Genomic DNA, 23,528 nt, shown 5'->3' with positions numbered 1-23,528 from the left:
TAGGCAGCAAAGGAACTTAAAAGAGGGTTTAATTTATGGCGACAATGAAGGATGTTGCCCAGCTAGCAGGCGTCTCAACCGCAACGGTATCACGTGCATTGATGAACCCTGAGAAAGTCTCAGTTTCAACTCGAAAACGAGTAGAGACAGCAGTACTTGAAGCTGGATACTCACCCAATACATTAGCTCGAAACTTACGTCGCAACGAATCAAAAACCATCATCACTATTGTTCCTGATATCTGTGACCCTTATTTCGCTGAGATCATCCGTGGTATCGAAGATGCTGCAGTAGAAAATGATTACCTAGTTCTGCTTGGCGACAGTGGTCAACAGAAGAAGCGCGAATCATCATTTGTTAACTTGGTATTCACCAAACAAGCTGATGGCATGCTGCTGTTAGGCACCGATCATCCATTTGATGTCAGCAAGCCTGAACAAAAGAATCTACCACCTATGGTAATGGCGTGTGAATTTGCACCCGAGCTTGAATTACCAACGGTACATATCGACAACCTAACCTCTGCATTTGAAGCCGTGAACTACCTAGCTCAATTAGGTCATAAGCGCATTGCTCAAATATCTGGGCCAACCACTGCAACCCTGTGTAAGTTCCGCCAACAAGGTTACCAACAAGCACTGCGCCGCGCTGGAGTATCAATGAACCCAGCTTACAGCACTGTGGGCGACTTCACCTTTGAAGCTGGCGCACAAGCAGTTCGTCAATTATTGGCACTTCCAGAGCAACCAACTGCAATTTTCTGTCACAACGATGCGATGGCAATTGGTGCGATTCAAGAAGCGAAGAAGTTAGGTTTACGTGTTCCTCAAGACCTATCTATTGTTGGCTTTGATGACATCCAATTCGCTCAATACTGCGATCCACCGCTAACGACGATTTCTCAACCTCGTTACGAAATTGGACGCCAAGCGATGCTGATGATGCTTGATCTGCTGAAAGGTAACGATGTACAAGCAGGTTCACGCCTACTTGAAGCTAAACTCGTGGTTCGTGGCAGTACAGCACCACCTCGAATTTAGGCAAGATAAATACCCACACAAACCTGCGGCACATTTTGATGTGCCGCTTCCATTTCTGCACTATTATCCTCGCGCAATCTGGATTACCATGAGAGCAGAACTATCAACTATTGAATTGTCTTGTGGCTAATAGAGATTATGTAAAGCGCGGTCGTGGCACGAAAAAACCGACCAAGAAACAAGCCCCTCGCCGTAAACCTTGGCGCAGTGGTCTTTTGGCGATCCTCCTTGCCGGTGGTTTTGGTTATGGACTTTACTTACTGAGTAACGATCCTGAGCCGCCAACACCAGTGCCTGAGGTGAGCAAGCCGAAACCTAAGCCAAAACCAGCGAAAGTGATTCCACCTCCTCCAGAAGAGAAGTGGGACTACGTTGAAACGCTGCCAAGTCGTGAAATTGAAGTTAAAGCCAAAGAGCAAGAGATCTCTAAGATCCCTTACATCATGCAGTGTGGCGCTTACAAAACCGCTTCTCAGGCAGATGCGCGTAAATTGGATATTGCTTTCCAAGGTATCTCGAGTGAAATCCGTAAGAAAGACGGCAGTAGCTGGTACCGTGTGGTTCTAGGGCCATACAAGTTTAAGCGTGACGCCGAGCGCGATCGCCATAAACTACAGCGCGCAAAAATCGAACCTTGCGCTATTTGGAAAGACACCGAATAGAATTAGATTTAGCGATAGTCGCAGTCTTAATCTAAGCAAAAGCCGAAAACCAAACTCCGAAAGCCTCCCATTGTGGAGGTTTTCTTTTGTCTCCTCGTCCTTTAACCAAATTTCCTTATAACTTCCGTCGATAAGTTGCGCGACATCACTCGACCTTCCTTGAATTATCCGAGCACCATCCTCATATACTTTTTATACCCAAAGATAAGAAATATTAAGAGGCCCTACTCGTGACTACCATTGTATCTGTACGTCGTAATAATAAAGTCGTCATCGCGGGTGATGGACAAGTATCTCTAGGCAATACTGTAATGAAGGGCAATGCCCGTAAAGTACGTCGCCTATACAACAACAAAGTACTGGCTGGTTTTGCTGGCGGTACGGCTGATGCTTTCACGCTATTCGAAAAATTTGAAAGCAAGCTGCAAATGCACCAAGGCCACCTAACCAAAGCTGCCGTTGAGTTGGCGAAGGATTGGCGTAGCGATCGTGCTCTACGTAAATTAGAAGCACTGCTAGCAGTCGCGGATGAAACCGCTTCATTGATCATCACTGGTAACGGTGACGTAGTTCAACCAGAGAACGACCTGATTGCTATCGGTTCAGGCGGTAACTTCGCTCAAGCAGCGGCTACTGCACTATTAGAAAATACAGATTTAGATGCGCGTGAAATTGCAGAAAAGTCGCTGAACATTGCTGGCGATATCTGCGTATTCACCAACCATCACCACACTATTGAAGAACTAGAGAGCACCGTTGAGCTGCCAAAGCCAGAGTAGCGACCGCTTCCATCAATAACGTTGTATTCAACAGTGATTAAAGAATTAAGGAAAAACCATGTCTGAGATGACTCCTCGCGAAATCGTTCACGAACTCAATCGCCACATTATCGGCCAAGATAACGCTAAGCGTTCAGTTGCTATTGCACTGCGTAACCGCTGGCGTCGTATGCAGCTTGAAGAAAGCTTGCGTGTTGAAGTATCACCAAAGAACATTCTGATGATCGGCCCAACCGGTGTCGGTAAAACTGAAATTGCTCGCCGCCTAGCGAAACTGGCGAATGCGCCGTTCATCAAGGTAGAAGCGACTAAGTTCACTGAAGTGGGCTACGTAGGTAAAGAAGTTGAAACCATCATCCGTGACCTAACGGACGTTGCGATCAAGATGACACATCAACAAGCGATGGAAAAAGTACAATACCGCGCTGAAGAACAAGCTGAAGAACGCATTCTTGATGCCCTTCTACCACCAGCACGCGATGCTTGGGGTCAGAACGAGCAATCAACAGAAGAAACAACCTCTTCAAACACTCGTCAGATTTTCCGCAAGAAACTGCGCGAAGGTAAGCTAGACGACAAAGAGATCGAAGTTGATGTAGCCGCGCCGCAAATGGGCGTTGAAATCATGTCACCTCCAGGCATGGAAGAGATGACTAACCAGCTGCAAGGCATGTTCCAAAACCTCGCTGGCGACACCAAGAAAAAGCGTAAGATGAAAATCAAAGACGCATTCAAAGCACTGACTGAAGAAGAAGCTGCGAAGCTTGTGAACCAGGAAGAGCTAAAAGAGAGCGCGATCTTCAATGCTGAAAACAACGGCATCGTATTCATCGATGAAATCGACAAAATCTGTAAGCGTGGCGACAGCTCAGGCCCAGACGTATCTCGTGAAGGTGTTCAGCGTGACCTGCTTCCTCTTATCGAAGGCAGCACAGTATCGACTAAGCACGGTATGGTTAAAACTGACCACATCTTGTTTATCACATCAGGTGCATTCCAAGTGGCTAAGCCATCAGACCTGATCCCTGAACTGCAAGGTCGTCTACCAATCCGTGTTGAACTTGAAGCTCTTTCTGCACATGACTTCAAACGTATTCTTACTGAGCCAAAGGCATCACTGACAGAGCAGTACATTGCCCTGATGAAAACAGAAGATGTCGGCATTGAGTTCACTGAAGATGGCATCAACCAAATTGCTGACGCAGCATGGCGTGTGAACGAAACCACTGAAAACATCGGTGCGCGTCGTCTACACACAGTTATGGAACGCCTAATGGATGAGATTTCATTCGACGCAACAGACCGAGCAGGCAGCAAATTGGTGATTGATGAAGCTTATGTAATATCTAAGCTTGGCGAGCTCGTAGAAGACGAAGACCTAAGTCGCTTCATCCTGTAGCACAGGAAACTCCAACTTATTGCTCTATCTCAAAGAAATAGCAGCTAATAAGCGAATTCAAGGCCCACTTTCGAGTGGGCTTTTTATTACCCGAAAAATGGGCGTATACTCAAAACACAGTATGAAACGAAGACTTACAAAGAATTAGACCTACGATGAAACAATCTCTACTGATTTGGCTTGATGCCGCACGACCAAAAACTCTGCCTCTCGCACTTGTCTCTATTCTTACAGGAAGTAGTTTAGCGTTTGCCAACGACCAGTTTTCTTTGTCGATAGCCCTGCTGGCATTTTTAACCGCCACGCTATTACAGATTTTATCGAATTTAGCGAATGACTATGGCGATGCGGTTAAAGGCACGGATAACGACAAACGCCTAGGCCCAATGAGAGCCATGCAATCGGGTGCTGTCACCGCCCAAACCATGAAACAAGCGATCATTCTCAATATCGTATTTACGGTAATCGCAGGGTTGATTCTTATTTTTCATGCACTGAGTTCACTCGAAAGCATCTTATCTTTCATTGCGTTAGGTGTTTTAGCGATTGTCGCAGCCATTGCCTATACCGTGGGTAATAAGCCTTATGGTTATATTGGCCTTGGCGACTTGTCGGTGTTTATCTTCTTTGGCTTGTTAGGGGTTTCAGGTACTTACTTCTTGCACACTGGCCATGTAGAGCCAAGCCTATTCCTTCCAGCGCTAGGCTGTGGACTAATGGCAGTTGCCGTTCTCAACATCAACAACATGCGTGATATTGAAAACGACAGTGAATGTGGCAAGCGCACCATGGCCGTTCGCCTAGGGCAACGTAAAGCTAAGCAATACCATTTCGCGTTACTCGGTTTGGCGCTTGCGTCTTTCGCAATCTACCTACTGATTCAAGAAAAACCGGTCTGGATTAGCCTGCCGTTTTTGCTTAGCATTATTATTGTGTACAAGCATGGCAAGGCCGTTTGGGAAACCGAAAAACCGGCTCAGATTGCACCAATGATGCCTGTCATTGTGAAATGTTCACTGGTGACTAATCTACTGTTTGCAGGGGTTGTCGTAGCTCAAACTCTATTGAGTTAATTAAGACTAATCATTGCAAAGGGATCAAGCACCGATATACTCAAAGTAAGCTCATTGTTCAAAAGGTATGCTAATGGAATACAACACTTCAGCACTGTGCGACATATATTTGGATCAAGTTGATGTCGTGGAGCCAATGTTCAGTAATTTCGGTGGACGAGCGTCATTCGCCGGACAGATCTCGACGATAAAATGTTTTGAAGACAACGCATTAATTCGGTCTGTATTAGAACAAGATGGTCTGGGGCGGGTGTTGTTGATCGATGGTGGCGGCTCATTGAGAAAAGCGCTGATCGATGCTGAAATAGCATTACTTGCCGAAGACAATGAGTGGGAAGGTATTGTGGTTTACGGCTGCGTACGCGAAGTCGATGAGCTCGAAGACATGAACCTTGGTATTCAGGCTTTGGCCTCTATTCCCGTTGGCGCGAGCCAAGAAGGTGTGGGCGAATTAGATGTGCCGGTCAACTTTGGCAGCGTAACTTTCTTGCCGGAAGATTACCTCTATGCAGACAACACAGGCATAATCCTTTCTGCTGAGCCTTTAGATGTTGAGCTTGATTTGGATGTTGAAGAAGAAGAGCCAGAGTAACGATTCGAACGAATCACACCCAAGCTAACATTCGCAAACCAACACTTTGTAAATTAGTACGTTGCAAATTAGCACTGCGCAAATTAGAACAACAAACAAAAACGCCCGCTACTCAGTAGCGGGCGTTTTTTTAAATCTGAAGAGTTGATTACTCTACGTCGTCCATTTTACCTAGAAGGTTACGGATGCGATCTTGCCATGCAGAGTGCTCTTCCTGCATTTGCTGAGTTTTTTGCTCTAGGTCGTGACGGCTTGCTTTTAGCTCACCAGCTTCTGTTGCTAGTGCTTCTTTCTCTTCTTTAAGCTCTTCCACTTCCATTTGAAGAAGTGCAATTGTATCTACTGCTGTTTGAATTTTTGCTTCTAGCTGCTCTAGTACTTCAAAAGACATTCTGGCCTACCTTTAAGTTATCCGTTTGATGGTGAAGGTCTACTCCACTTATTTCCCCATTCTACTCAGCAGAGCAAGGATAAACACTCTATATATTCGATATTTTACGCCATTCGATGAAAAAAACAGCGCTTTTTACCGAATATTGACGTGAATTATTACTACCACGTCAACAGACTGATTATTTTGATGAATATTACCTGTTTTCACCTGCAAATTGATCGAGAGCAATCCCCAAAAAACAAAAAGGCAAACGTTTCCTTTGGGATATGGTAAAATTCGCCGCGAAATTTCTATTCCCCCTTTGAAAATTTTGGAGTCCGCATGAAACGCGATTTAGCAATGTCATTCTCTCGTGTCACTGAAGGTGCAGCACTAGCTGGTTACAAGTGGCTTGGCCGCGGCGATAAAAACGCTGCAGATGGCGCTGCTGTAGAAGTAATGCGTAGCCTACTGAACAAAACCGAAATCAGCGGTGAGATTGTTATTGGCGAAGGTGAAATCGATGATGCACCTATGCTATACATCGGCGAAAACGTCGGTATTGGCGGTGATGCTGTAGATATCGCCGTTGACCCAATTGAAGGGACACGCATGACAGCAATGGGCCAATCAAATGCATTGGCTGTATTGGCTGCAGGTGAGAAAGGTAGCTTCCTTAAAGCGCCTGACATGTACATGGAAAAATTAGTTGTTGGCCCTGGCGCAAAAGGCGCGATTGACCTAGAACTGCCACTGACAGAAAACCTAGAAAACATTGCGAAAGCACTAGGTAAAACACTCGATACACTAGTCGTAACCACACTGGCTAAGCCACGTCATGATCAAGTGATTGCCGACATGCAGGCGATGGGCGTTCGTGTATTCGCAGTGCCAGACGGTGATGTTGCTGCTTCTATCTTAACGTGTATGCCAGACAGCGAAGTCGACGTAATGTACTGCATTGGCGGCGCGCCTGAAGGTGTTGTTTCGGCTGCGGTTATTCGCGCACTCGACGGCGACATGCACGCACGTCTACTACCTCGTCATGAGGTAAAAGGCGATACAGAAGAGAACTGCAAACACGGTGAGCTTGAATTAGAGCGCTGTGCTGAAATGGGCGTAACGGCGGGTATCGTGTTGAAGATGGAAGACATGGCTCGTAGCGACAACGTTGTGTTCTCTGCAACGGGTATTACTAAGGGTGACCTTCTAGAAGGCATTACTCGTACAGGCAATATCGCAACCACAGAAACACTGCTTATCCGTGGCCGCTGTCGTACTATTCGTCGCATCAAGTCTATTCACTATCTAGAGCGTAAAGACCCAGAAGTGATTGGTCACATCCTGTAAACCTAAACTAGGTTCAACAGAACACGCGAAGGCTGATACCAAGTATCAGCCTTTTGTTTTATTGGCCATCAATAACCCGTGCATTTCACCTACGCCATAGTAAATGGTTTGCTTTATAAACACCTTGCCTCATAATAGTAAGGTTCATTAGGTAGAGATAGTATGAAAACAAGCGACAAAATCTTACAGACCATTAAGCGTCAAGGCGCGGTAACCGCGAAACAACTGTCAGAAGAATTTGGCATGACGACAATGGGTGCCAGGCAGCACCTACAAAGTTTGGAAGATGACGGTATTCTTGCGTTTCATGACGTCAAAGTAAAAGTAGGTCGCCCAACTCGCCATTGGTCACTGACTCAACAAGGTCATGGTCAATTTTCAGATCGACACGGTGAACTCACGATTCAAGTGATAGATGCTGTCGAGAATCTGTTTGGTAAAGAGGGGCTAGCTAAAGTGGCCGCTGAACGTGAACAACACACGTTAAAGCAGTACCAAACCGCCCTATCTGCCTGCGACAATCTACTGAGTAAACTTGAAAAGCTAACCCAACTTCGAGAAGAAGAAGGGTATATGGCTGAACTTCAAGATCAAGGCGATCACTACATCTTGATCGAAAACCACTGCCCTATCTGTAAGGCTGCGACTCGCTGCCCTAGCCTTTGCCAATCAGAACTCAATGTTTTCAAAGAATTACTCAAAGATGAATGTCATGTGAGCCGCACTGAGCACATCATTACTGGCGAACGTCGTTGTACTTATACCCTAACGCCTAGCCACTAATACTGTCTCAATATTGAGAAAATAAAAATAGAACAAAATTTGTACAGATTTCTTTCTTAAGCTTAAAGCATATGAAACATGCTTAGTGCTAAGGAAGGAATGATGGGACATCCACAGCCAAATCAAAAACTGCCCCCCTTTGATGAACTTGTCCAACTCGCGAAAAGCGATCCGAAAGCATTCAATCAATTCAAACATGAGATGTGCGAACAGATGATTTGTTCAGCATCAGAAACCATGCAAGACAGGCTGCGCGCCCAACAGAGCCACATCGATTTAGTGGTTAGCCGTTGTAAAAATCCACATCATACCAATGTCGTGTTGATGCAAGAACTAAGCTGCCAAGTGTGTAAGTTCCAAGATGCGCTGCAAGGTCGTTGTAGTTTTGAAGAATCTCAACCTGAAAATGTTGTGCCCTTTAGGCCCAATACAGAACCCAAAATGTATTAAAGCGGATACAGATTAAAGCAGACAAGTAAGCAGTCTGAAAAACAAAAAAAGGAGCACAATGCTCCCTTTTTACTGATGAATCATCCAACCTTTAAACTGGATCTTCACCGTAATCATTACGACCTTCAGTACCTTTCAATAAGCCACATTCAATCAGAATCCATAAGCCACACACTAATGCTGCAGCCGTTGCCGCCATATGAATAGGCGATACCGACTCTGTCGTGGTCGCTGCCATTGGTGAAGCCAAACGACCTAACACCAGCGGCACATTCAACAATAGCCAGTAGTTCGACTTGTTACGGTCATGCCAACGCTTAGCCGTGACCGCAAGATCTGGGATAACCAGCATCAGTAGGAAGATCGGTAGCAGGATGTAAGAGTACGCAGGAAACAAAACAGAGATACCGGAAGCAAAACCCGTAATCGCTATATAGTAGAAAATATTCCAAATCCAGTAAGTCTTACGACCAATTCTCCCCTTGAAAGAGAGCAGTAAATCTTTCATCGACATCTTAAATACTCAAAAAATTAATGCGCTACCAAAAAGTTAGCAGCAAATAGTCAGTTAATCACTTTTAGTTAGTTGATTCTTTTTAGCTAGTTAATCACTTTCTGAAAGCAACTTTTATCCATATCTCGTATGTTGACCGTTAGGCTACGGATATGGCTTGCCTGTTCTTGTAGGGTTTGCATCAACAAACGCGACAATTCTCTTTTCTGTTCTTCGGTACGCCCTGCAAGTAACTCGAAGCTAATATGAACAAAATCCACATTGTCCTCTTCATCACCGACCAACCAGTTATGACAGCGCAGTGAACGAGACTTCACAGAAGGTACATCAAACAAACCACAGTTTAATGTAACTTGATGAAGGTCTTCCAGTAAACCTTGGATATTCACTCGCTCATCCACTGAATTTGAGTACTCTAGAACTAGATTCGGCATTATTACTTCCTATTGTTAACGCAATCGTTTGTCCCTTAATAACAACTAACGATGAAAAATCCGAGAAGTTAGCTATTATTCTGTCTGCCGGATCACTGATATTTGCTCAAAATCTACTCTGACCATTGAGTAAGATCCAAGAAAGTCATGACCACAGTCATGATCTGTTGATATTATTCTGTTATATTATTTCGTAATAAAGTTTACTTTTTTACATTCGATTTATTTAAATACTTTGGAGATATTCCTATGCGTCATCCTGTAGTTATGGGTAACTGGAAACTAAACGGCAGCAAAGAAATGGTTGTTGATCTACTAAACGGTCTTAACGCTGAACTTGAAGGCGTAACAGGCGTAGACGTAGCAGTTGCTCCACCAGCACTTTTCGTTGATCTTGCAGAGCGTACGCTTACTGAAGCGGGCAGCGCAATCATCCTAGGTGCTCAAAACTCTGACCTAAACAACAGCGGTGCATTCACTGGCGACATGTCTCCAGCAATGCTTAAAGAGTTCGGCGCATCTCACATCATCATCGGTCACTCTGAGCGTCGTGAATACCACGCTGAGTCTGACGAGTTCGTTGCTAAGAAATTCGCATTCCTAAAAGAGAACGGCCTAACTCCAGTTCTTTGTATCGGTGAATCTGAAGCACAAAACGAAGCAGGCGAAACTGTTGCTGTATGTGCACGTCAACTTGACGCTGTTATCAACACTCAAGGTGTTGAAGCTCTTGAAGGCGCTATCATCGCTTACGAACCAATCTGGGCTATCGGTACTGGTAAAGCAGCTACAGCTGAAGATGCACAACGCATCCACGCTCAAATCCGTGCACACATCGCTGAGAAATCTGAAGATGTTGCTAAGAAAGTTGTTATCCAATACGGCGGTTCTGTTAAGCCAGAAAACGCAGCAGCTTACTTCGCACAACCAGACATCGACGGTGCTCTAGTTGGCGGCGCAGCTCTAGACGCGAAAAGCTTCGCAGCTATCGCTAAAGCAGCAGCTGAAGCAAAAGCTTAATTTAAACTTCACCGTTTAAATTGAATGAAAGGTCAACTTAAGTTGGCCTTTTTTATTGCCTGTCGCTTAGGATTCAAGCTTCAAACTCGTACAACAGGCACAAAAAAACCGCTGATAAATCAGCGGTTTTTAAATTCTTTAAGCGAACGCTAAGCGTGGCTTAGAACAACTCTTCTGCAACGCGGAACAGCTCAGAACGGTCTGGGTTCTGCATGTTCTCGATACAGTCGATGATGTCGTGGTGAACAAGCTCTTCTTTCTCGATACCAACACAACGACCACCGTGGCCTTCCTGAAGAAGGTGAACAGCGTAGTTACCCATGCGAGAAGCAAGTACACGGTCAAACGCAGTAGGACGACCACCACGTTGGATGTGACCAAGAACCGTTGCACGAGTTTCACGACCTGTTGAAGATTCGATCTCTTTAGCCAGTTCGTTCGCGTCCATCATCAGCTCAGTTAGAGCGATGATTGCGTGTTTCTTACCCTTCGCAATGCCATCTTGGATATTGCTGATTAACTGCTCTTTATCTAGACCAGTTTCAGGAGTAATGATGTACTCACAACCGCCTGCGATTGCTGACATAAGCGTAAGGTCACCACAGTGACGGCCCATGATTTCAACAATAGAAATACGTTGGTGAGAAGAAGACGTATCACGTAGACGGTCGATTGAATCGATAACTGTGTTAAGCGCAGTTAGGTAGCCGATTGTATAGTCAGTACCTGCGATATCGTTGTCGATAGTGCCTGGAAGACCGATACATGGGTAACCCATTTCTGTCAGCTTCTTAGCGCCCATGTAAGAACCGTCGCCACCGATAACAACAAGTGCTTCGATACCGTGCTTCTTAAGGTTCTCGATGCCTTTCTCGCGAACTTTAACATCTTTGAATTCAGGGAAACGTGCAGAACCTAAAAAAGTACCGCCGCGGTTGATCACGTCAGATACGCTTGAACGGTCAAGCTTTTCAATACGGTCTTCAACAAGGCCTTGGTAGCCATCGTAAATGCCGTAAACTTCAATGCCAACTGATAGTGCGGTACGAACTACGCCGCGTACTGCTGCGTTCATGCCTGGAGCGTCACCACCACTGGTCAAAACACCGATCTTCTTAATCATGCTCACCCTCGATTTTTGGGAATCTATTATTCAATTCTTTTGCTTGCCGATTGTATATCAACAAGATTTTAAATCTATATATGTGCTTTATGTTACATTTCCTCAATAGGAATAGCACTTAAATCGCGTAAATTTATGTAACATTTCTACTTCTGTAAGAGTATTACAGTTTTACTCAGTAACTTTGTTGATTCACATCAGAATCAACATTAATTGTTATGCGGTGGTTTTTGTATCACCAAAGAATTAGCAATTTTTACTCACTTTAGTTCAAAAGCTACCCACTTACCATTTGCGGGCTGCTTTTCCTGCTCATTACCAAGAATGAAATTTCTGCTGCTTCTCGGGGCCAAATACCACCGAATACGGGTCCTGATGAATTAATACATCAGCATCAGGGAACACAGAGATAAGCTTGGCCTCTACTTCGTCAGAAATGCGATGCGCTTCAATAAGTGGGATATTATCTTCCAATTCTAAATGCAGTTGGATAAAACGAATTGGCCCCGAACGACGCGTTCTTAACTGATGTACACCCAACACGCCTTCAATGCTTAATGATGTCTCTTTAATCTGTTTCAGCTCTTCATCTGGCAGCTTATGATCAAGCAGAGATTGCACCGCTTCCATCGCCATTTGGTAGGCGCTGTACAGAATGTAGATACCAATACCGACCGCAAACACTGAATCTGCCTGACCAATACCAAACCAGCTCAACGCCAATGCCAGCATGATCGCGGCATTCATATAGAGATCGGTTTGGTAGTGCAGTGAATCAGCCGCAATGGCTTGGCTACCGGTTTTGTTTACAACATGCTTTTGGAATCGAACTAAACCAAAGGTCATCACCATTGCGAATAAGCTGACGTAGATACCAATTTCTGGGGAGTTCAGTTCGTGAGGTCTAAAGAAGCGCTCAATACCGTTAAGAATGAGGAAACAAGCCGAGCCTGAAATAAACATCGCCTGCGCTAATGCAGCAAGGGATTCAGCCTTACCATGACCAAAGGTATGTTCTTTGTCGGCGGGCTGGAGAGAGTAGCGAACCACGATAAGATTGACGACAGAGGCCGCAATATCCAACATTGAATCCACTACGGAAGCCAACAGACTCACAGAACCTGTCACCCACCATGCTGCGACTTTCACTATCAATAAGATAGTGGCGATGGTGGTGGCTGCCCAAGCGGCGAGCGTAACTAAACGTGCGTATTCTTGTTTCATAATTTGGCTATAAAGTGACTGATAGCACAAAGTATAACCTGCAAACAATCAATTGAATATGATAGCTAGGATGTAAAACATTCATTTATAGGGATCAAAAAAAGCGGCACGCGGCCGCTTCTTTCTAAACACTTTCATTCAATCCGGCTTTCTCAAGCCATGAATTACTTGTCTTTGTTCATGCGTTTTTCCATTTTGTCAGCACACTTAGTCATGCGCTCTTGCTGGATTTCTTTCAGTTGAGTCTTTTGCTCAGCTGTTAATACGCTCATCATTTGGTGTTGTTTCTTAAGCATTGCTACGCGACGCTCAGTTTGCTTCTCAACCATTTGGCTTGCTAGGTCGTTTGCTGCTGCTTCATCGAAGTTGTCAGCCAGTACCAATGCTTGAACTTTCTCTTGGTGCGCTTTCATTTTTGCCATTTTGTCGGCTTTGTTGCCAGCGTGTTTTTCTTTCATCTCTGCACGATTCGCTTCGCGCATCTCTTTCAATTCTGTTTTTTGTGCGTCAGTTAGGTCTAGTTGACGCATCACTTTCTTATCGAAGCCGCCACATTTACCGTGCATGCCTTTATGGTCGCCTTTATCGCCGCCGCCATATGCGAACGCGCTTGCTGTACCAAACATTAGTGGAAGTGCCGCAGCTGCTAGTACAAGTTTCTTAGTCATTTTCATAATTGTTGCCTCAATTCGGTATAATAAGTCATGTGTTGCGTCTGTTTCTCAGCGCTTGAATATAGATTAGTCTTTCCCTCGTAAAGTGACGTTTAGAAAGCGTAAAGAATCGTAAAGAGTGAAAGCTGACCAATAATTAGCAGTATTATTAACGTGTAAATAACCAATTAAGGCTTCCCAATGGCGAACATTCTTCTTATTGATGACGACACCGAGCTAACCGGCTTACTTAAAGACATTCTAAGCTTTGAGGGATTTACTGTCTCCGAAGCCAATGACGGCTATGCGGGGCTTGAGGCCATCAATGATGAGATAGATTTGATCCTATTGGATGTGATGATGCCACGCCTTAATGGCATGGAAACCCTTAAGAAGCTGAGAGAAAATTGGGAAACACCGGTATTAATGCTGACCGCTAAAGGTGAAGAGATCGACCGTGTGATTGGCCTTGAACTTGGCGCGGATGATTACTTACCTAAGCCTTTCAGTGACCGAGAATTGCTTGCGCGTATCCGAGCGATTCTGCGTCGTACACAAACCGCTGCGGCACCTAAAGCAGCCAGTGACACCATTCAATACCAAGACATCGAAGTCTTCCCTGGCAAGCAAGAAGCTTACTGCAATGGCCAACAAATCGACCTCACCACCACAGAGTTCGCACTGCTTAGCCATCTGATTCAGAATCCGGGGCAAGTGATCACCAAAGAAGCATTGAGCTTAGATGTATTAGGCAAAAGGCTGGCGGCGTTTGACCGTGCAATTGATATGCATATCTCTAATCTGCGTAAGAAGATCCCAGAACGTACTGACGGTAAGTCTCGCATCAAAACCTTACGTGGCCGTGGCTATTTACTGGTAGAGGAAGGTTAATGCGTATACCTAAAATCACTAGCTTATATGGACGTATCTTTGCCATCTTTTGGTTCACCATGTTACTGGTGCTTTTATCCGTATTATCTCTGCCGCACATCGATCCTCGAGTGGCGCGAGATGTGCCCGCCGATCATCTCAATAAATTAGAGCGTATCGCTAAAATCACCGAAAAGCGCTACGCCAAAGAACCGAATCTAGGCAAAATTGTCTTCCAACTTGAGGCACCACGTAGCCGCAAGGATTCTCGTGCTCGTATCTATTTAACCGATCTTGAGGGTGCAGTCCTTACTTCGAAAAGACATTCGGACTATAAACTTAAGGCGATTCGTAACTTTGTTACCTCGATTGATAACCCTGAGATGCCGAAGCAAAAGCTCTACGGGCACTACATGGTGGCAGGGCCAGTGCCGATTACACTCGCCGGTGAAGAACTGTTGATGTACGCCGGAGTGAAGTGGAACCAACCACCGCCATTTTTGCTGCGACTGTTTGATAAACCTTTACAGCTATTACTTGCCGTCATGTTAGCGAGTACCCCGCTCTTGCTTTGGTTAGCTTGGGCATTGAGTCAACCGGCTCGCAGGCTTGAACGCGCAGCGCAACGTGTAGCGAAAGGTCAGTTTGAGGTCGACCCTCAGCTCGAGAAAGGCACATCAGAATTCAGACAAGCGGGTGAGAGCTTTAACCAAATGGTCGAAGCGGTAAACCAGATGATCTCAGGGCAACAACGCCTGCTTTCTGATATTTCACACGAGCTGCGCTCACCATTGACTCGTCTGCGCATGGCCAATGCTCTTGCGATTCGAAAACAAGGAGAAAGCCAAGAGTTAGAACGCATCGATATGGAAGCACAGCGATTAGAACAGATGATCAGTGAACTGCTGACACTCTCTCGCATGCAGGTCGACAGCCATATAACTCGTGAGGTTCAACCTCTCTCAAGCCTATGGGAAGAGATATTAAAAGACGCACAGTTTGAAGCCGAGCAGATGGGCAAACAGCTGACGTTCTGCGATATCCCAGATCGTTCTATTTCTGGTAATCCAAAACTCTTAATGAGTGCATTCGACAATATTACGCGTAATGCCATCTATTACGGTAAAGACCAAGTCGATGTGCAATTCAGCGTTTTAAACGATCAACTGACCATTCGCGTGAATGACAATGGCGATGGTGTGCCTGATGACGAACTCGATTCGATTTTCAGGCCGTTCTATCGTGTTTCGACGGCGCGAGATCGTAACTCAGGCGGCACTGGACTAGGGTTAACCATTACTGAGAGTGCGATTCGCCAACACAGCGGAACCATCACAGCCAGCCGCAGCACGTTAGGCGGATTACAGCTGGAAATTACCTTACCTATCCTACCGGTGTAATACCCCCACAAAGATCACAGTTGATAATGATTGTTATTATCATTATGGTAAATCCTCTAATTAAGGAGGATTTACCATGTCACACACTTTCCCTGCTCTACCCTACGCTTACGATGCTCTAGAACCTTACATTGATGCGAAAACGATGGAAGTGCATTACAGCAAGCACCATAGAACCTACTACGATAAGTTTGTTACAGCGGTCTCTGGCAGTGAACTTGAACAGCAATCTCTAACCGAGATCTTCGCAAACATCTCCCAGCATAGTCCTGCGGTTCGTAATAATGGTGGCGGTTACTACAACCACATTTTGTATTGGAATTGCATGTCTCAAGATGGCGGTGGTGAACCGACGGGCGAACTTGGTGAGGCTATCAAAAGTACATTCGGGGATTTCAAAGCGTTCCAAGAGCTGTTCGCGCAAGCGGCGATCAATACCTTCGGTTCCGGCTTTGCTTGGTTAGTGGTAGAAGAAGGACAACTGAAGATCATCTCGACTTCGAATCAAGACAATCCGTGGATGGATACGGTTGCCAGTAACGGCGAGCCAATTCTTGCGCTCGACGTTTGGGAACACGCCTACTACATCAGCTACCAAAACCGTCGCCCTGATTACATCAATGCATGGTGGAATGTGGTGAATTGGGATGCGGTTTCTGAGAACTACGCGCAAGCTCTCACTAAATAAGTTCAGCGGCTACATAAGCCTAACGACAGTAGCGAGTCTTGATACCGTCACTCGCATAACCAGAGGTGGTGAACTGTACTCACTCAGCTTGCCACCGTATACTCAGGCTATCTTTGATTATTCTTGTGAACCAACATGTTTGATATCGCTCTATACGAACCAGAAATTGCGCCCAATACGGGTAACATCATCCGCCTATGTGCTAACTGCGGCGCAAACCTGCACCTGATTGAGCCACTTGGCTTTGATTTTGAGGAGAAGAAAGTTCGTCGTGCTGGCTTGGATTACCACGACCTAGCGCGAGTAAAGCGTCACAAGAACCTAGAAGCCTTCCTTGAGTATCTAGAAAATGAACGTGAAGGTGATTTCCGTATCTTCGCTTGCACGACCAAAACTACGGGTCACCACGTGGATGCAAAATTCCAACAAGGTGATGTGTTGATGTTTGGCCCAGAAACGCGCGGCCTACCTGCTGAGTTCATCGAAAGCATGCCAATGGAGCAACGCATTCGTATTCCAATGATGCCAGACGCGCGTAGCCTAAACCTATCTAACGCGGTTGCTATTATTGCATTCGAAGCGTGGCGACAAATGGGCTTTGAAGGCGCGGTATAACCGAACGCTCAAACTAATCTGTTATCTGTTATCTGTTATCTGTTATCAATAGACAGTAAGTAACAGCAGGCGACAGACAATAAAAAAGGCTCTTGCCATTATCACTTTCTTGCGAAGGATAAAGGTAAGAGCCTTTTCTGTTTTTTCCTCTATATAAAGAGAGAAAAAATTAATTAGTTTAAGCGGTTACGATCGTTGTCGTCGTCTTTCTTCTCAAACTCACCCTCAAAGGTGTTGCCGTCTTTTGATTGGTCAGATGGGTCGCGATTGAATGGGTCTTGTCCAAATGGACTCTGGCCAAAACCAGCTTGTCCACCCGCATGAAAACCGCCAGACATATTGCTAACCACCATTTTTTCCATCATTTTCTTAGCAATCATCGCTCTTGGTGCTGGTAGCAATACCAACATACCGAGCGCGTCCGTCATAAAGCCCGGAGTCAGCAGCAACACACCTGCAACCGCAAGCATCACGCCTTCAAGAATCTGTTGTGCTGGCATTTCACCTTGTTGTAGTCGACCTTGCACAGACATAAGTGTCTGAATACCTTGGCTACGAACAAGCGATGCACCAACAAATGCAGTAATCAAAACTAACGCAATAGTTGGCCACAACCCTAAGAAGCCACCAACTTGAATAAATAGACCAATCTCAATGATAGGTACGAAGATAAATAGTAATAATAAGATAGGAAACACACGCCCTCCTTTGTTACGTCCAGTTTACGCTGAAAGCCCTACCAATCTCAAATTTATCCTGTAAATAAGCGTGTTTATTGACCGAGAATAACTTTGCAAAATATTGACGAAACAAAACCGAAAAAGGTGATCAACTTAATATTTTTATGCGCTAAGTACAGTATCATGTGCCACATAAGTCAGGACGGATTTATCAGCCCAATATTCTAGCGAACGGAGTATTTGCACACAGAATAGGCTAATAACTAACTATATAATCAGAATAATTCTCTAAGGATCCTGTTATGGCTAATCTATCAGAAGCTCAAGTTGAAGCTCCTCAAGCTACTCGTCTCGAAGAAGATCTACTAGGTCAACGTCATGTTCCGGCTGATGCTTACTACGGCATCCACACTCTACGCGCAGTTGAAAACTTCAACATCTCAAATGTAACGATCTCAGATGTACCTGAATTCGTTCGCGGTATGGTGATGACAAAGAAAGCAGCGGCTTTAGCAAACAAAGAGTTAGGTGTAATCCCAAGCGAAGTGGCTAAGTACATCATCGAAGCTTGTGACCTCATTCTAGACACTGGCAAGTGCATGGATCAGTTCCCATCGGATGTATTCCAAGGTGGTGCTGGTACTTCTGTAAACATGAATGCTAACGAAGTAGTGGCAAACGTGGCACTTGAACTTATGGGCAAAGAAAAAGGCCAATATGAGTTCATCAACCCAAATGACCATGTAAACCGCAGCCAATCAACTAACTGTGCTTACCCAACGGGTTTCCGTATCTCTGTGTACAACAGCGTGCGTAAACTGATTGACGCTATCGAATACCTAAAAGGTGCATTCGAGCTTAAGAGCCAAGAATTCAACACAATCCTGAAGATGGGTCGTACTCAACTTCAAGATGCAGTACCTATGACGGTTGGCCAAGAGTTCCACGCTTGGGCTGTGACCATCAATGAAGAAATCAAAAACCTAGAATACACTTCAAAGCTTCTGCTTGAAGTTAACCTAGGCGCAACGGCTATCGGTACAGGTCTGAACGCAGCACCGGGTTACCAAGGCCTAGCAGTGAAACACTTAGCTGAAGTAACTGGCCTAGAGTGTGTAGCGGCTGAAGATCTTATCGAAGCAACATCTGACTGTGGCGCATACGTAATGACGCACGGTGCACTTAAACGTCTAGCGGTTAAACTGTCTAAGATCTGTAACGACTTACGTCTTCTTTCTTCAGGTCCACGTACTGGCTTCAACGAGCTAAACCTACCTGAACTGCAAGCGGGCTCTTCAATCATGCCTGCTAAAGTAAACCCTGTTGTACCTGAAGTAGTAAACCAAGTTTGCTTTAAAGTTCTAGGTAACGACAACACGGTTTCTTTCGCAGCAGAAGGCGGCCAGCTTCAATTGAACGTAATGGAACCTGTTATCGCACAAAGCATGTTTGAGTCTTTAGACATCCTAACAAACGCATGTGTGAACCTACGCGACAAGTGTGTAGACGGCATTACTGTGAACAAAGAAGTATGTGAATCTCACGTATTTAACTCTATCGGTATCGTAACTTACCTAAACCCATACATTGGCCATCACGAAGGTGACATCGTTGGTAAGATTTGTGCAGAAACAGGTAAGAGTGTTCGTGATGTGGTTCTAGAGCGCGGTTTATTGAGCGAAGAAGAACTTGATGACATTTTCTCTGTTGAAAATCTGATGCATCCTCAGTATAAAGCTAAGCGCTACGAGTAAAGTTAGCGAGAAAGGGCTCCAAACGGAGCCCTTTTTTAGGCTCCAATACGGTTAACCCTGCTTATTTTGTGGATTTCCGTTGGTTGCGTTTTTGCTTAATTGAACCTAAACCATAGAACTATTATGTGAACATTCCAGCGGCGAATGTTCACATAATAAAATCTAAATGAGGTGTTACTTATGATTGCAGTAGAACTATTTGTCGTCCTGCTCTTTATCTTTTTGGGGGCCAGAATTGGCGGTATCGGCATCGGTTTTGCCGGTGGTGCTGGTGTTATTGCCCTTTCACTTATTCTTGGTGTTCCAACAAGCCAATCTTTTATCCCGATCGATGTAATCTTGATCATCATGTCGGTTATCACCGCAATTGCAGCAATGCAGGTTGCTGGCGGTATGGACTGGTTGGTGCAAATTGCAGAAAACTTTTTGCGTAAGCACCCTGAACGCATCACCTTTTATGCGCCAATCGTGACCTTTGTAATGACACTAATGGCGGGTACTGGCCACACAGCATTCTCAACACTTCCTGTTATCGCAGAAGTAGCGAAAGGCCAAGGCGTGCGTCCTTCTCGTCCACTGTCTATCGCAGTTGTAGCCTCTCAAATTGCTATCACAGCTTCGCCAATCTCGGCAGCAGTTGTGGCTTTCGCAGCAATGCTGGCACCGTTTGGTGTTGATTACCTAACGCTACTGATGGTTTGTATCCCAACAACCTTCATCGCTTGTATGGTTGGTGCAGTTGTCGCGAACTACATGGGCAGCGAACTGAAAGACGATCCTGTTTACCAAGAGCGTCTAGAAAAAGGTCTAATCAAACTGGCAACAGAAGAGAAGCGCGAAATTCTACCAACAGCGAAGAGAGCAACGTATATCTTCCTAGCGGCGATTGGTTTCGTGGTTTGTTACGCAGCGGCTATCTCTAGCTCTGTTGGCCTAATTGAAAACCCAGCACTGGGCCGTAACGAAGCAATCATGTCTGTGATGCTAGCAGCAGCGGCTGCAATCGTTATGTTCACTAAGATTGATGCAGCGAAGATTTCTTCAGCGCCAACATTCCGCTCTGGTATGACAGCGTGTGTATGTGTACTTGGTGTGGCTTGGTAGGTTCAACGTTTGTAAACGCACACGTTGCTGAAATCAAAGACGTAGCAGGCGCTCTACTGGCTGACTACCCATGGATGCTGGCTCTTGTTCTGTTCTTCGCTTCTATGCTGCTTTACTCTCAAGGCGCAACAACGGTTGCACTGATGCCTGCAGCTCTAGCGATTGGCGTAGCACCACTTACAGCCGTGGCTTCTTTTGCTGCGGTAAGTGCGCTGTTCGTACTTCCAACTTACCCTACGCTACTGGCAGCGGTTGAGATGGATGACACAGGCTCAACGCGTATCGGTAACTATGTATTCAACCACCCATTCTTCATTCCAGGTGTGGTAACAATCAGTACTTCGGTTGCACTAGGCTTCGCATTCGGCGGTCTGTTCATCTAACATTCGCTGATGTTCAAAACTTTAAAAGGAAGCTTCGGCTTCCTTTTTTGTTTTCTACTCAATGTGTTATTTGATACACGTCAAATAACCATTATAAAATTAAAAAAACGCTCAAAAATAAAGTTTGAATAAAATTCCAAGATTATCCACGCGATTAATTAGGAATGCCTACCCAATCAATCTCCTTTTGCTTTTCCCTCTTCCACACCGAATATTAATCCAAGCTAACTAACCAAAAAACCTTGCTGTTTTTATGCCATTTTTAAGCCCTCTCATTGGCCACTATTTTTGTGAACAGCAACAAACTTAAATAACCAAGTAAGGAATAAAATAACCGCAGCTAAATTAAATCTATTCATTCGGATTGGTAAATATAAAAATAACTTTAATTTAAAGTCAGCAACTTTATATCGTTGGGTACTTTATAAATGTAAGTGTATTTACAATCTATAAATCATTAGTCGCTAATTCACATCACTTTTATTTAAGATGATGTAAGGAGATAGCCATGACAACTCAAACGATACCAAGCGAGAAAAAAAAGGGCGGCTTCTTTGCCAATTTTAAATTCCCTTCTGCCTACACCATTTTATTTATTCTTATTGCGTTCGTAGCGCTCCTTACCTGGGTTGTTCCAGCAGGCCAATACGACCGAGCCATGAATGAAGAACTCGGTCGAGAAGTACCCGTAACCGGAACCTATCAAGCGGTAGAAGGTAACCCTCAAGGCGTGATTGATGTACTACTCGCACCTATTGACGGCTTTTACGACCACAATAGCTATGAAGCTGCGGCCATCGACGTTTCACTGTTCATCTTAATCATTGGTGGCTTCTTAGGGCTAGTAACCAAAACTGGCGCTATTGATGCTGGTATCGAACGTGTCACCGCCCGCCTAGAAGGGCGAGAAGAGTTGATGATACCGATACTGATGGCATTGTTTGCTGCGGGCGGTACCGTCTACGGCATGGCGGAAGAATCACTGCCATTCTATACGCTGCTAGTACCTGTAATGATGGCCGCTCGCTTTGACCCTCTGGTGGCTGCTGCGACGGTACTGCTTGGCGCAGGGATTGGGGTGCTAGGTTCTACCATTAACCCATTCGCGACCGTTATTGCTGCCAACGCCTCTGGTATTCCATTTACCGACGGCATCGCGCTGCGTGTTGGTATGCTGATTATTGGCTGGGGTATTTGTGTCGCTTACGTTATGCGTTACGCAAGAATGGTTCAAGCAGACCCGACAACATCGATTGTCTACGACAAATACGAAGAGAACAAAGCGCACTTCCTTGGTAACGCGAGTGGTGAAAAACTTGAATTCACCGCAACTCGTAAACTGATTCTGACTATTTTCGGTGGCTCTTTCGCGGTAATGATTTACGGCGTATCCGTTGCTGGATGGTGGATGGCTGAGATCTCCGCGATGTTCTTAGCGGCGACAATCATCGTCGGAATTGTGTCTCGCATGAGCGAGGAAGAGTTTACCACTAGCTTCATTGACGGTGCTCGAGATCTACTGGGCGTTGCGCTTATCATAGGTATCGCACGTGGTATCGTTGTCGTAATGGACCGCGGTATGATCACCGACACCATTCTCTTCTCTGCAGAACAAATGGTGACCGGGCTATCTTCGGTTATCTTTATTAACGTGATGTTCTTCCTAGAGATTCTACTGTCATTCTTGGTACCTTCGACCTCTGGATTAGCGGTACTGACTATGCCAATCATGGCCCCGTTAGCTGACTTTGCAGGCGTAGGTCGTGACCTTGTTATCACCGCTTACCAATCTGCATCAGGCTTGGTCAACTTAATCACACCGACCTCTGCGGTAGTAATGGGTGGCTTGGCGATAGCTCGCGTCCCTTACGTACGCTGGGTGAAATGGGTAATGCCATTAATCGGTATCTTGATGGTGTTCTGCATCGTTGTACTGAGTATTGGTGCGCTTATCTAAAACCAACACACCTCACTTTCTCACTCAAAGCCGCTTTCTAGCGGCTTTTTTTATCGCTATCGAATCTAACTCCAACTCCGCTCTCCGAAACAGCCTCACGAGCTGTGCACGCCTCATCTAAAGCTTCTCTATTACCTACTCAGTAGCAAAGCTTAAACGAGCAAAAACCACCTGAGACAAAGAATAAGCCAACGTTTAAACATCAAGGTTAAGGCTAATAAAACGCCAACTACTCTTCGTTATTATATTTATACAAATATTTAGTCATTTATTAGCGTTAATTATATTTTAAGTAATTCACTCCATAATCGCCAAAGGAGAAATAGTAGTAATTTTTATAGGAAATCGGCTTAAAAAACCCAATTATAAAGTGTGACCACAATAGCTTTATTCGCATTTAAATTGTTAAAGAATAATTAATTCCACGTATAAAATTAAATATCTAAATACTAACATTGCATACTTCCAATCTAAGCTCATTCTTATCAATAAAAATATTTTGCATATAATCCCTCACAAATTAGATTCTAGCTAGATGAATGAAAAAAGCATGCATAATATTCCCGAAGAGTTAACTATTTAGAAAGGACTGACAATAGTTGAAAGTG

23 protein-coding genes and 1 pseudogene are annotated in these 23,528 nt (G+C 44.9%); 17 read left to right on the top strand and 7 right to left on the bottom strand.

Annotated features, from left to right (window positions below; all coding sequences use genetic code 11):
* Positions 1-35 precede the first annotated feature (35 nt).
* The 6 genes from cytR to rraA all read left to right on the top strand — a co-directional run bounded on the left by cytR (position 36) and on the right by rraA (position 5,545).
* Positions 36-1,040: a DNA-binding transcriptional regulator CytR gene (cytR, locus tag BCT49_RS23095; protein ID WP_017104632.1), complete on the top strand. Its 1,005-nt coding sequence runs from the start codon at positions 36-38 to the stop codon at positions 1,038-1,040.
* A 122-nt stretch (positions 1,041-1,162) separates the two neighbouring features.
* Complete coding sequence (locus BCT49_RS23090) at positions 1,163-1,702, top strand: SPOR domain-containing protein (protein ID WP_065104139.1); 540 nt, start codon at positions 1,163-1,165, stop codon at positions 1,700-1,702.
* 230 nt (positions 1,703-1,932) lie between these two features.
* A complete protein-coding gene (hslV, locus tag BCT49_RS23085) occupies positions 1,933-2,481 on the top strand; it encodes an ATP-dependent protease subunit HslV (protein WP_004729692.1) in 549 nt (182 codons plus the stop codon).
* Between the two features lie 58 nt (positions 2,482-2,539).
* Positions 2,540-3,880 carry an HslU--HslV peptidase ATPase subunit gene (gene hslU, locus BCT49_RS23080; RefSeq protein WP_017104629.1) on the top strand — a complete coding sequence of 447 codons (1,341 nt, stop codon included), beginning with the start codon at positions 2,540-2,542 and terminating at the stop codon, positions 3,878-3,880.
* Positions 3,881-4,035: 155 nt separating this feature from the next.
* Positions 4,036-4,953, top strand: a complete 918-nt coding sequence (locus BCT49_RS23075; RefSeq protein ID WP_017104628.1) for a 1,4-dihydroxy-2-naphthoate polyprenyltransferase — start codon at positions 4,036-4,038, stop codon at positions 4,951-4,953.
* Positions 4,954-5,026: 73 nt separating this feature from the next.
* Positions 5,027-5,545, top strand: coding sequence for a ribonuclease E activity regulator RraA (gene rraA, locus BCT49_RS23070; RefSeq protein WP_017108581.1), 519 nt, complete (start codon positions 5,027-5,029; stop codon positions 5,543-5,545).
* 148 nt (positions 5,546-5,693) lie between these two features.
* Here rraA and zapB read toward each other — a convergent pair whose 3' ends face one another.
* Positions 5,694-5,936 carry a cell division protein ZapB gene (gene zapB, locus BCT49_RS23065; protein WP_017104626.1) on the bottom strand — a complete coding sequence of 81 codons (243 nt, stop codon included), beginning with the start codon at positions 5,934-5,936 and terminating at the stop codon, positions 5,694-5,696.
* A gap of 324 nt (positions 5,937-6,260) precedes the next feature.
* Here zapB and glpX point away from each other — a divergent pair, with 324 nt between their 5' ends.
* From glpX to BCT49_RS23050, 3 genes are all read left to right on the top strand, one after another.
* Complete coding sequence (gene glpX, locus BCT49_RS23060) at positions 6,261-7,268, top strand: class II fructose-bisphosphatase (protein WP_102438462.1); 1,008 nt, start codon at positions 6,261-6,263, stop codon at positions 7,266-7,268.
* A 162-nt stretch (positions 7,269-7,430) separates the two neighbouring features.
* Positions 7,431-8,051 (top strand): helix-turn-helix transcriptional regulator, encoded by a 621-nt coding sequence (locus BCT49_RS23055; protein WP_102438460.1) that lies wholly within the window; start codon positions 7,431-7,433, stop codon positions 8,049-8,051.
* A gap of 102 nt (positions 8,052-8,153) precedes the next feature.
* A complete protein-coding gene (locus BCT49_RS23050) occupies positions 8,154-8,501 on the top strand; it encodes a DUF3135 domain-containing protein (protein WP_102438458.1) in 348 nt (115 codons plus the stop codon).
* Positions 8,502-8,592: 91 nt separating this feature from the next.
* On the opposite strand, the gene BCT49_RS23045 is transcribed toward BCT49_RS23050, so the two are convergent.
* Both BCT49_RS23045 and BCT49_RS23040 read right to left on the bottom strand, forming a co-directional pair.
* On the bottom strand, positions 8,593-9,015 hold the full coding sequence (locus BCT49_RS23045) for a DUF805 domain-containing protein (protein ID WP_102438456.1): 423 nt from the start codon (positions 9,013-9,015) through the stop codon (positions 8,593-8,595).
* Between the two features lie 86 nt (positions 9,016-9,101).
* The gene (locus BCT49_RS23040) at positions 9,102-9,449 is read right to left on the bottom strand and encodes a 5-carboxymethyl-2-hydroxymuconate Delta-isomerase (RefSeq protein WP_102438454.1); all 348 of its coding nucleotides are present in this window, start codon (positions 9,447-9,449) and stop codon (positions 9,102-9,104) included.
* A 249-nt stretch (positions 9,450-9,698) separates the two neighbouring features.
* On the opposite strand from BCT49_RS23040, the gene tpiA reads away from it, so the two are divergent.
* Positions 9,699-10,469: a triose-phosphate isomerase gene (tpiA, locus tag BCT49_RS23035; RefSeq protein WP_012604968.1), complete on the top strand. Its 771-nt coding sequence runs from the start codon at positions 9,699-9,701 to the stop codon at positions 10,467-10,469.
* A 160-nt stretch (positions 10,470-10,629) separates the two neighbouring features.
* On the opposite strand, the gene pfkA is transcribed toward tpiA, so the two are convergent.
* The 3 genes from pfkA to BCT49_RS23020 form a co-directional block, all read right to left on the bottom strand.
* Complete coding sequence (gene pfkA, locus BCT49_RS23030; protein ID WP_029223212.1) at positions 10,630-11,592, bottom strand: 6-phosphofructokinase; 963 nt, start codon at positions 11,590-11,592, stop codon at positions 10,630-10,632.
* 315 nt (positions 11,593-11,907) lie between these two features.
* A complete protein-coding gene (gene fieF / locus BCT49_RS23025) occupies positions 11,908-12,816 on the bottom strand; it encodes a CDF family cation-efflux transporter FieF (RefSeq protein ID WP_065113634.1) in 909 nt (302 codons plus the stop codon).
* A gap of 164 nt (positions 12,817-12,980) precedes the next feature.
* Positions 12,981-13,490, bottom strand: a complete 510-nt coding sequence (locus tag BCT49_RS23020) for a CpxP family protein (protein WP_065113633.1) — start codon at positions 13,488-13,490, stop codon at positions 12,981-12,983.
* 180 nt (positions 13,491-13,670) lie between these two features.
* Between BCT49_RS23020 and BCT49_RS23015 the strand changes: the two genes are divergently transcribed.
* The 4 genes from BCT49_RS23015 (at position 13,671) to trmL (ending at position 17,042) form a co-directional block, all read left to right on the top strand.
* Positions 13,671-14,360 (top strand): response regulator, encoded by a 690-nt coding sequence (locus tag BCT49_RS23015; protein WP_102438452.1) that lies wholly within the window; start codon positions 13,671-13,673, stop codon positions 14,358-14,360.
* Positions 14,360-15,739 (top strand): envelope stress sensor histidine kinase CpxA, encoded by a 1,380-nt coding sequence (gene cpxA / locus BCT49_RS23010; protein WP_102438450.1) that lies wholly within the window; start codon positions 14,360-14,362, stop codon positions 15,737-15,739. The genes BCT49_RS23015 and cpxA overlap by 1 nt, the downstream gene beginning before the upstream one ends.
* Positions 15,740-15,815: 76 nt before the next feature.
* Complete coding sequence (locus BCT49_RS23005) at positions 15,816-16,427, top strand: superoxide dismutase (RefSeq protein WP_102438448.1); 612 nt, start codon at positions 15,816-15,818, stop codon at positions 16,425-16,427.
* A 135-nt stretch (positions 16,428-16,562) separates the two neighbouring features.
* Complete coding sequence (trmL, locus tag BCT49_RS23000; protein WP_009844716.1) at positions 16,563-17,042, top strand: tRNA (uridine(34)/cytosine(34)/5-carboxymethylaminomethyluridine(34)-2'-O)-methyltransferase TrmL; 480 nt, start codon at positions 16,563-16,565, stop codon at positions 17,040-17,042.
* Between the two features lie 173 nt (positions 17,043-17,215).
* Here trmL and BCT49_RS22995 read toward each other — a convergent pair whose 3' ends face one another.
* Positions 17,216-17,740: an FxsA family protein gene (locus BCT49_RS22995; protein ID WP_017077583.1), complete on the bottom strand. Its 525-nt coding sequence runs from the start codon at positions 17,738-17,740 to the stop codon at positions 17,216-17,218.
* 284 nt (positions 17,741-18,024) lie between these two features.
* On the opposite strand from BCT49_RS22995, the gene aspA reads away from it, so the two are divergent.
* The 3 genes and pseudogenes from aspA to BCT49_RS22980 all read left to right on the top strand — a co-directional run bounded on the left by aspA (position 18,025) and on the right by BCT49_RS22980 (position 22,920).
* Positions 18,025-19,476, top strand: a complete 1,452-nt coding sequence (gene aspA / locus BCT49_RS22990; protein ID WP_017083812.1) for an aspartate ammonia-lyase — start codon at positions 18,025-18,027, stop codon at positions 19,474-19,476.
* Between the two features lie 180 nt (positions 19,477-19,656).
* Positions 19,657-20,963: pseudogene (locus BCT49_RS22985) on the top strand (anaerobic C4-dicarboxylate transporter).
* 508 nt (positions 20,964-21,471) lie between these two features.
* The gene (locus BCT49_RS22980; RefSeq protein ID WP_004729715.1) at positions 21,472-22,920 is read left to right on the top strand and encodes a YfcC family protein; all 1,449 of its coding nucleotides are present in this window, start codon (positions 21,472-21,474) and stop codon (positions 22,918-22,920) included.
* Positions 22,921-23,528 lie beyond the last annotated feature (608 nt).

Origin of the sequence: Vibrio lentus (genome assembly GCF_002875945.1) — a bacterium.
Classification (GTDB): domain Bacteria; phylum Pseudomonadota; class Gammaproteobacteria; order Enterobacterales; family Vibrionaceae; genus Vibrio; species Vibrio apostichopi.
The sequence above is the reverse complement of the archived record's forward strand: the minus strand, read 5'-3'. Positions and strand labels throughout refer to the sequence as shown.

Coding starts and splice junctions, on each gene's coding strand:
- BCT49_RS23050 (WP_102438458.1), top strand. CDS start 8,154: ATGGGACATCCACAGCCAAATCAAAAACTGCCCCCCTTTGATGAACTT.
- BCT49_RS23015 (WP_102438452.1), top strand. CDS start 13,671: ATGGCGAACATTCTTCTTATTGATGACGACACCGAGCTAACCGGCTTA.
- cpxA (WP_102438450.1), top strand. CDS start 14,360: ATGCGTATACCTAAAATCACTAGCTTATATGGACGTATCTTTGCCATC.
- BCT49_RS23020 (WP_065113633.1), bottom strand. CDS start 13,490: ATGAAAATGACTAAGAAACTTGTACTAGCAGCTGCGGCACTTCCACTA.
- fieF (WP_065113634.1), bottom strand. CDS start 12,816: ATGAAACAAGAATACGCACGTTTAGTTACGCTCGCCGCTTGGGCAGCC.
- BCT49_RS23055 (WP_102438460.1), top strand. CDS start 7,431: ATGAAAACAAGCGACAAAATCTTACAGACCATTAAGCGTCAAGGCGCG.
- BCT49_RS23040 (WP_102438454.1), bottom strand. CDS start 9,449: ATGCCGAATCTAGTTCTAGAGTACTCAAATTCAGTGGATGAGCGAGTG.
- trmL (WP_009844716.1), top strand. CDS start 16,563: ATGTTTGATATCGCTCTATACGAACCAGAAATTGCGCCCAATACGGGT.
- aspA (WP_017083812.1), top strand. CDS start 18,025: ATGGCTAATCTATCAGAAGCTCAAGTTGAAGCTCCTCAAGCTACTCGT.
- rraA (WP_017108581.1), top strand. CDS start 5,027: ATGGAATACAACACTTCAGCACTGTGCGACATATATTTGGATCAAGTT.
- tpiA (WP_012604968.1), top strand. CDS start 9,699: ATGCGTCATCCTGTAGTTATGGGTAACTGGAAACTAAACGGCAGCAAA.
- glpX (WP_102438462.1), top strand. CDS start 6,261: ATGAAACGCGATTTAGCAATGTCATTCTCTCGTGTCACTGAAGGTGCA.
- BCT49_RS23045 (WP_102438456.1), bottom strand. CDS start 9,015: ATGTCGATGAAAGATTTACTGCTCTCTTTCAAGGGGAGAATTGGTCGT.
- hslU (WP_017104629.1), top strand. CDS start 2,540: ATGTCTGAGATGACTCCTCGCGAAATCGTTCACGAACTCAATCGCCAC.
- cytR (WP_017104632.1), top strand. CDS start 36: ATGGCGACAATGAAGGATGTTGCCCAGCTAGCAGGCGTCTCAACCGCA.
- BCT49_RS23075 (WP_017104628.1), top strand. CDS start 4,036: ATGAAACAATCTCTACTGATTTGGCTTGATGCCGCACGACCAAAAACT.
- zapB (WP_017104626.1), bottom strand. CDS start 5,936: ATGTCTTTTGAAGTACTAGAGCAGCTAGAAGCAAAAATTCAAACAGCA.
- BCT49_RS22980 (WP_004729715.1), top strand. CDS start 21,472: ATGACAACTCAAACGATACCAAGCGAGAAAAAAAAGGGCGGCTTCTTT.
- BCT49_RS23005 (WP_102438448.1), top strand. CDS start 15,816: ATGTCACACACTTTCCCTGCTCTACCCTACGCTTACGATGCTCTAGAA.
- pfkA (WP_029223212.1), bottom strand. CDS start 11,592: ATGATTAAGAAGATCGGTGTTTTGACCAGTGGTGGTGACGCTCCAGGC.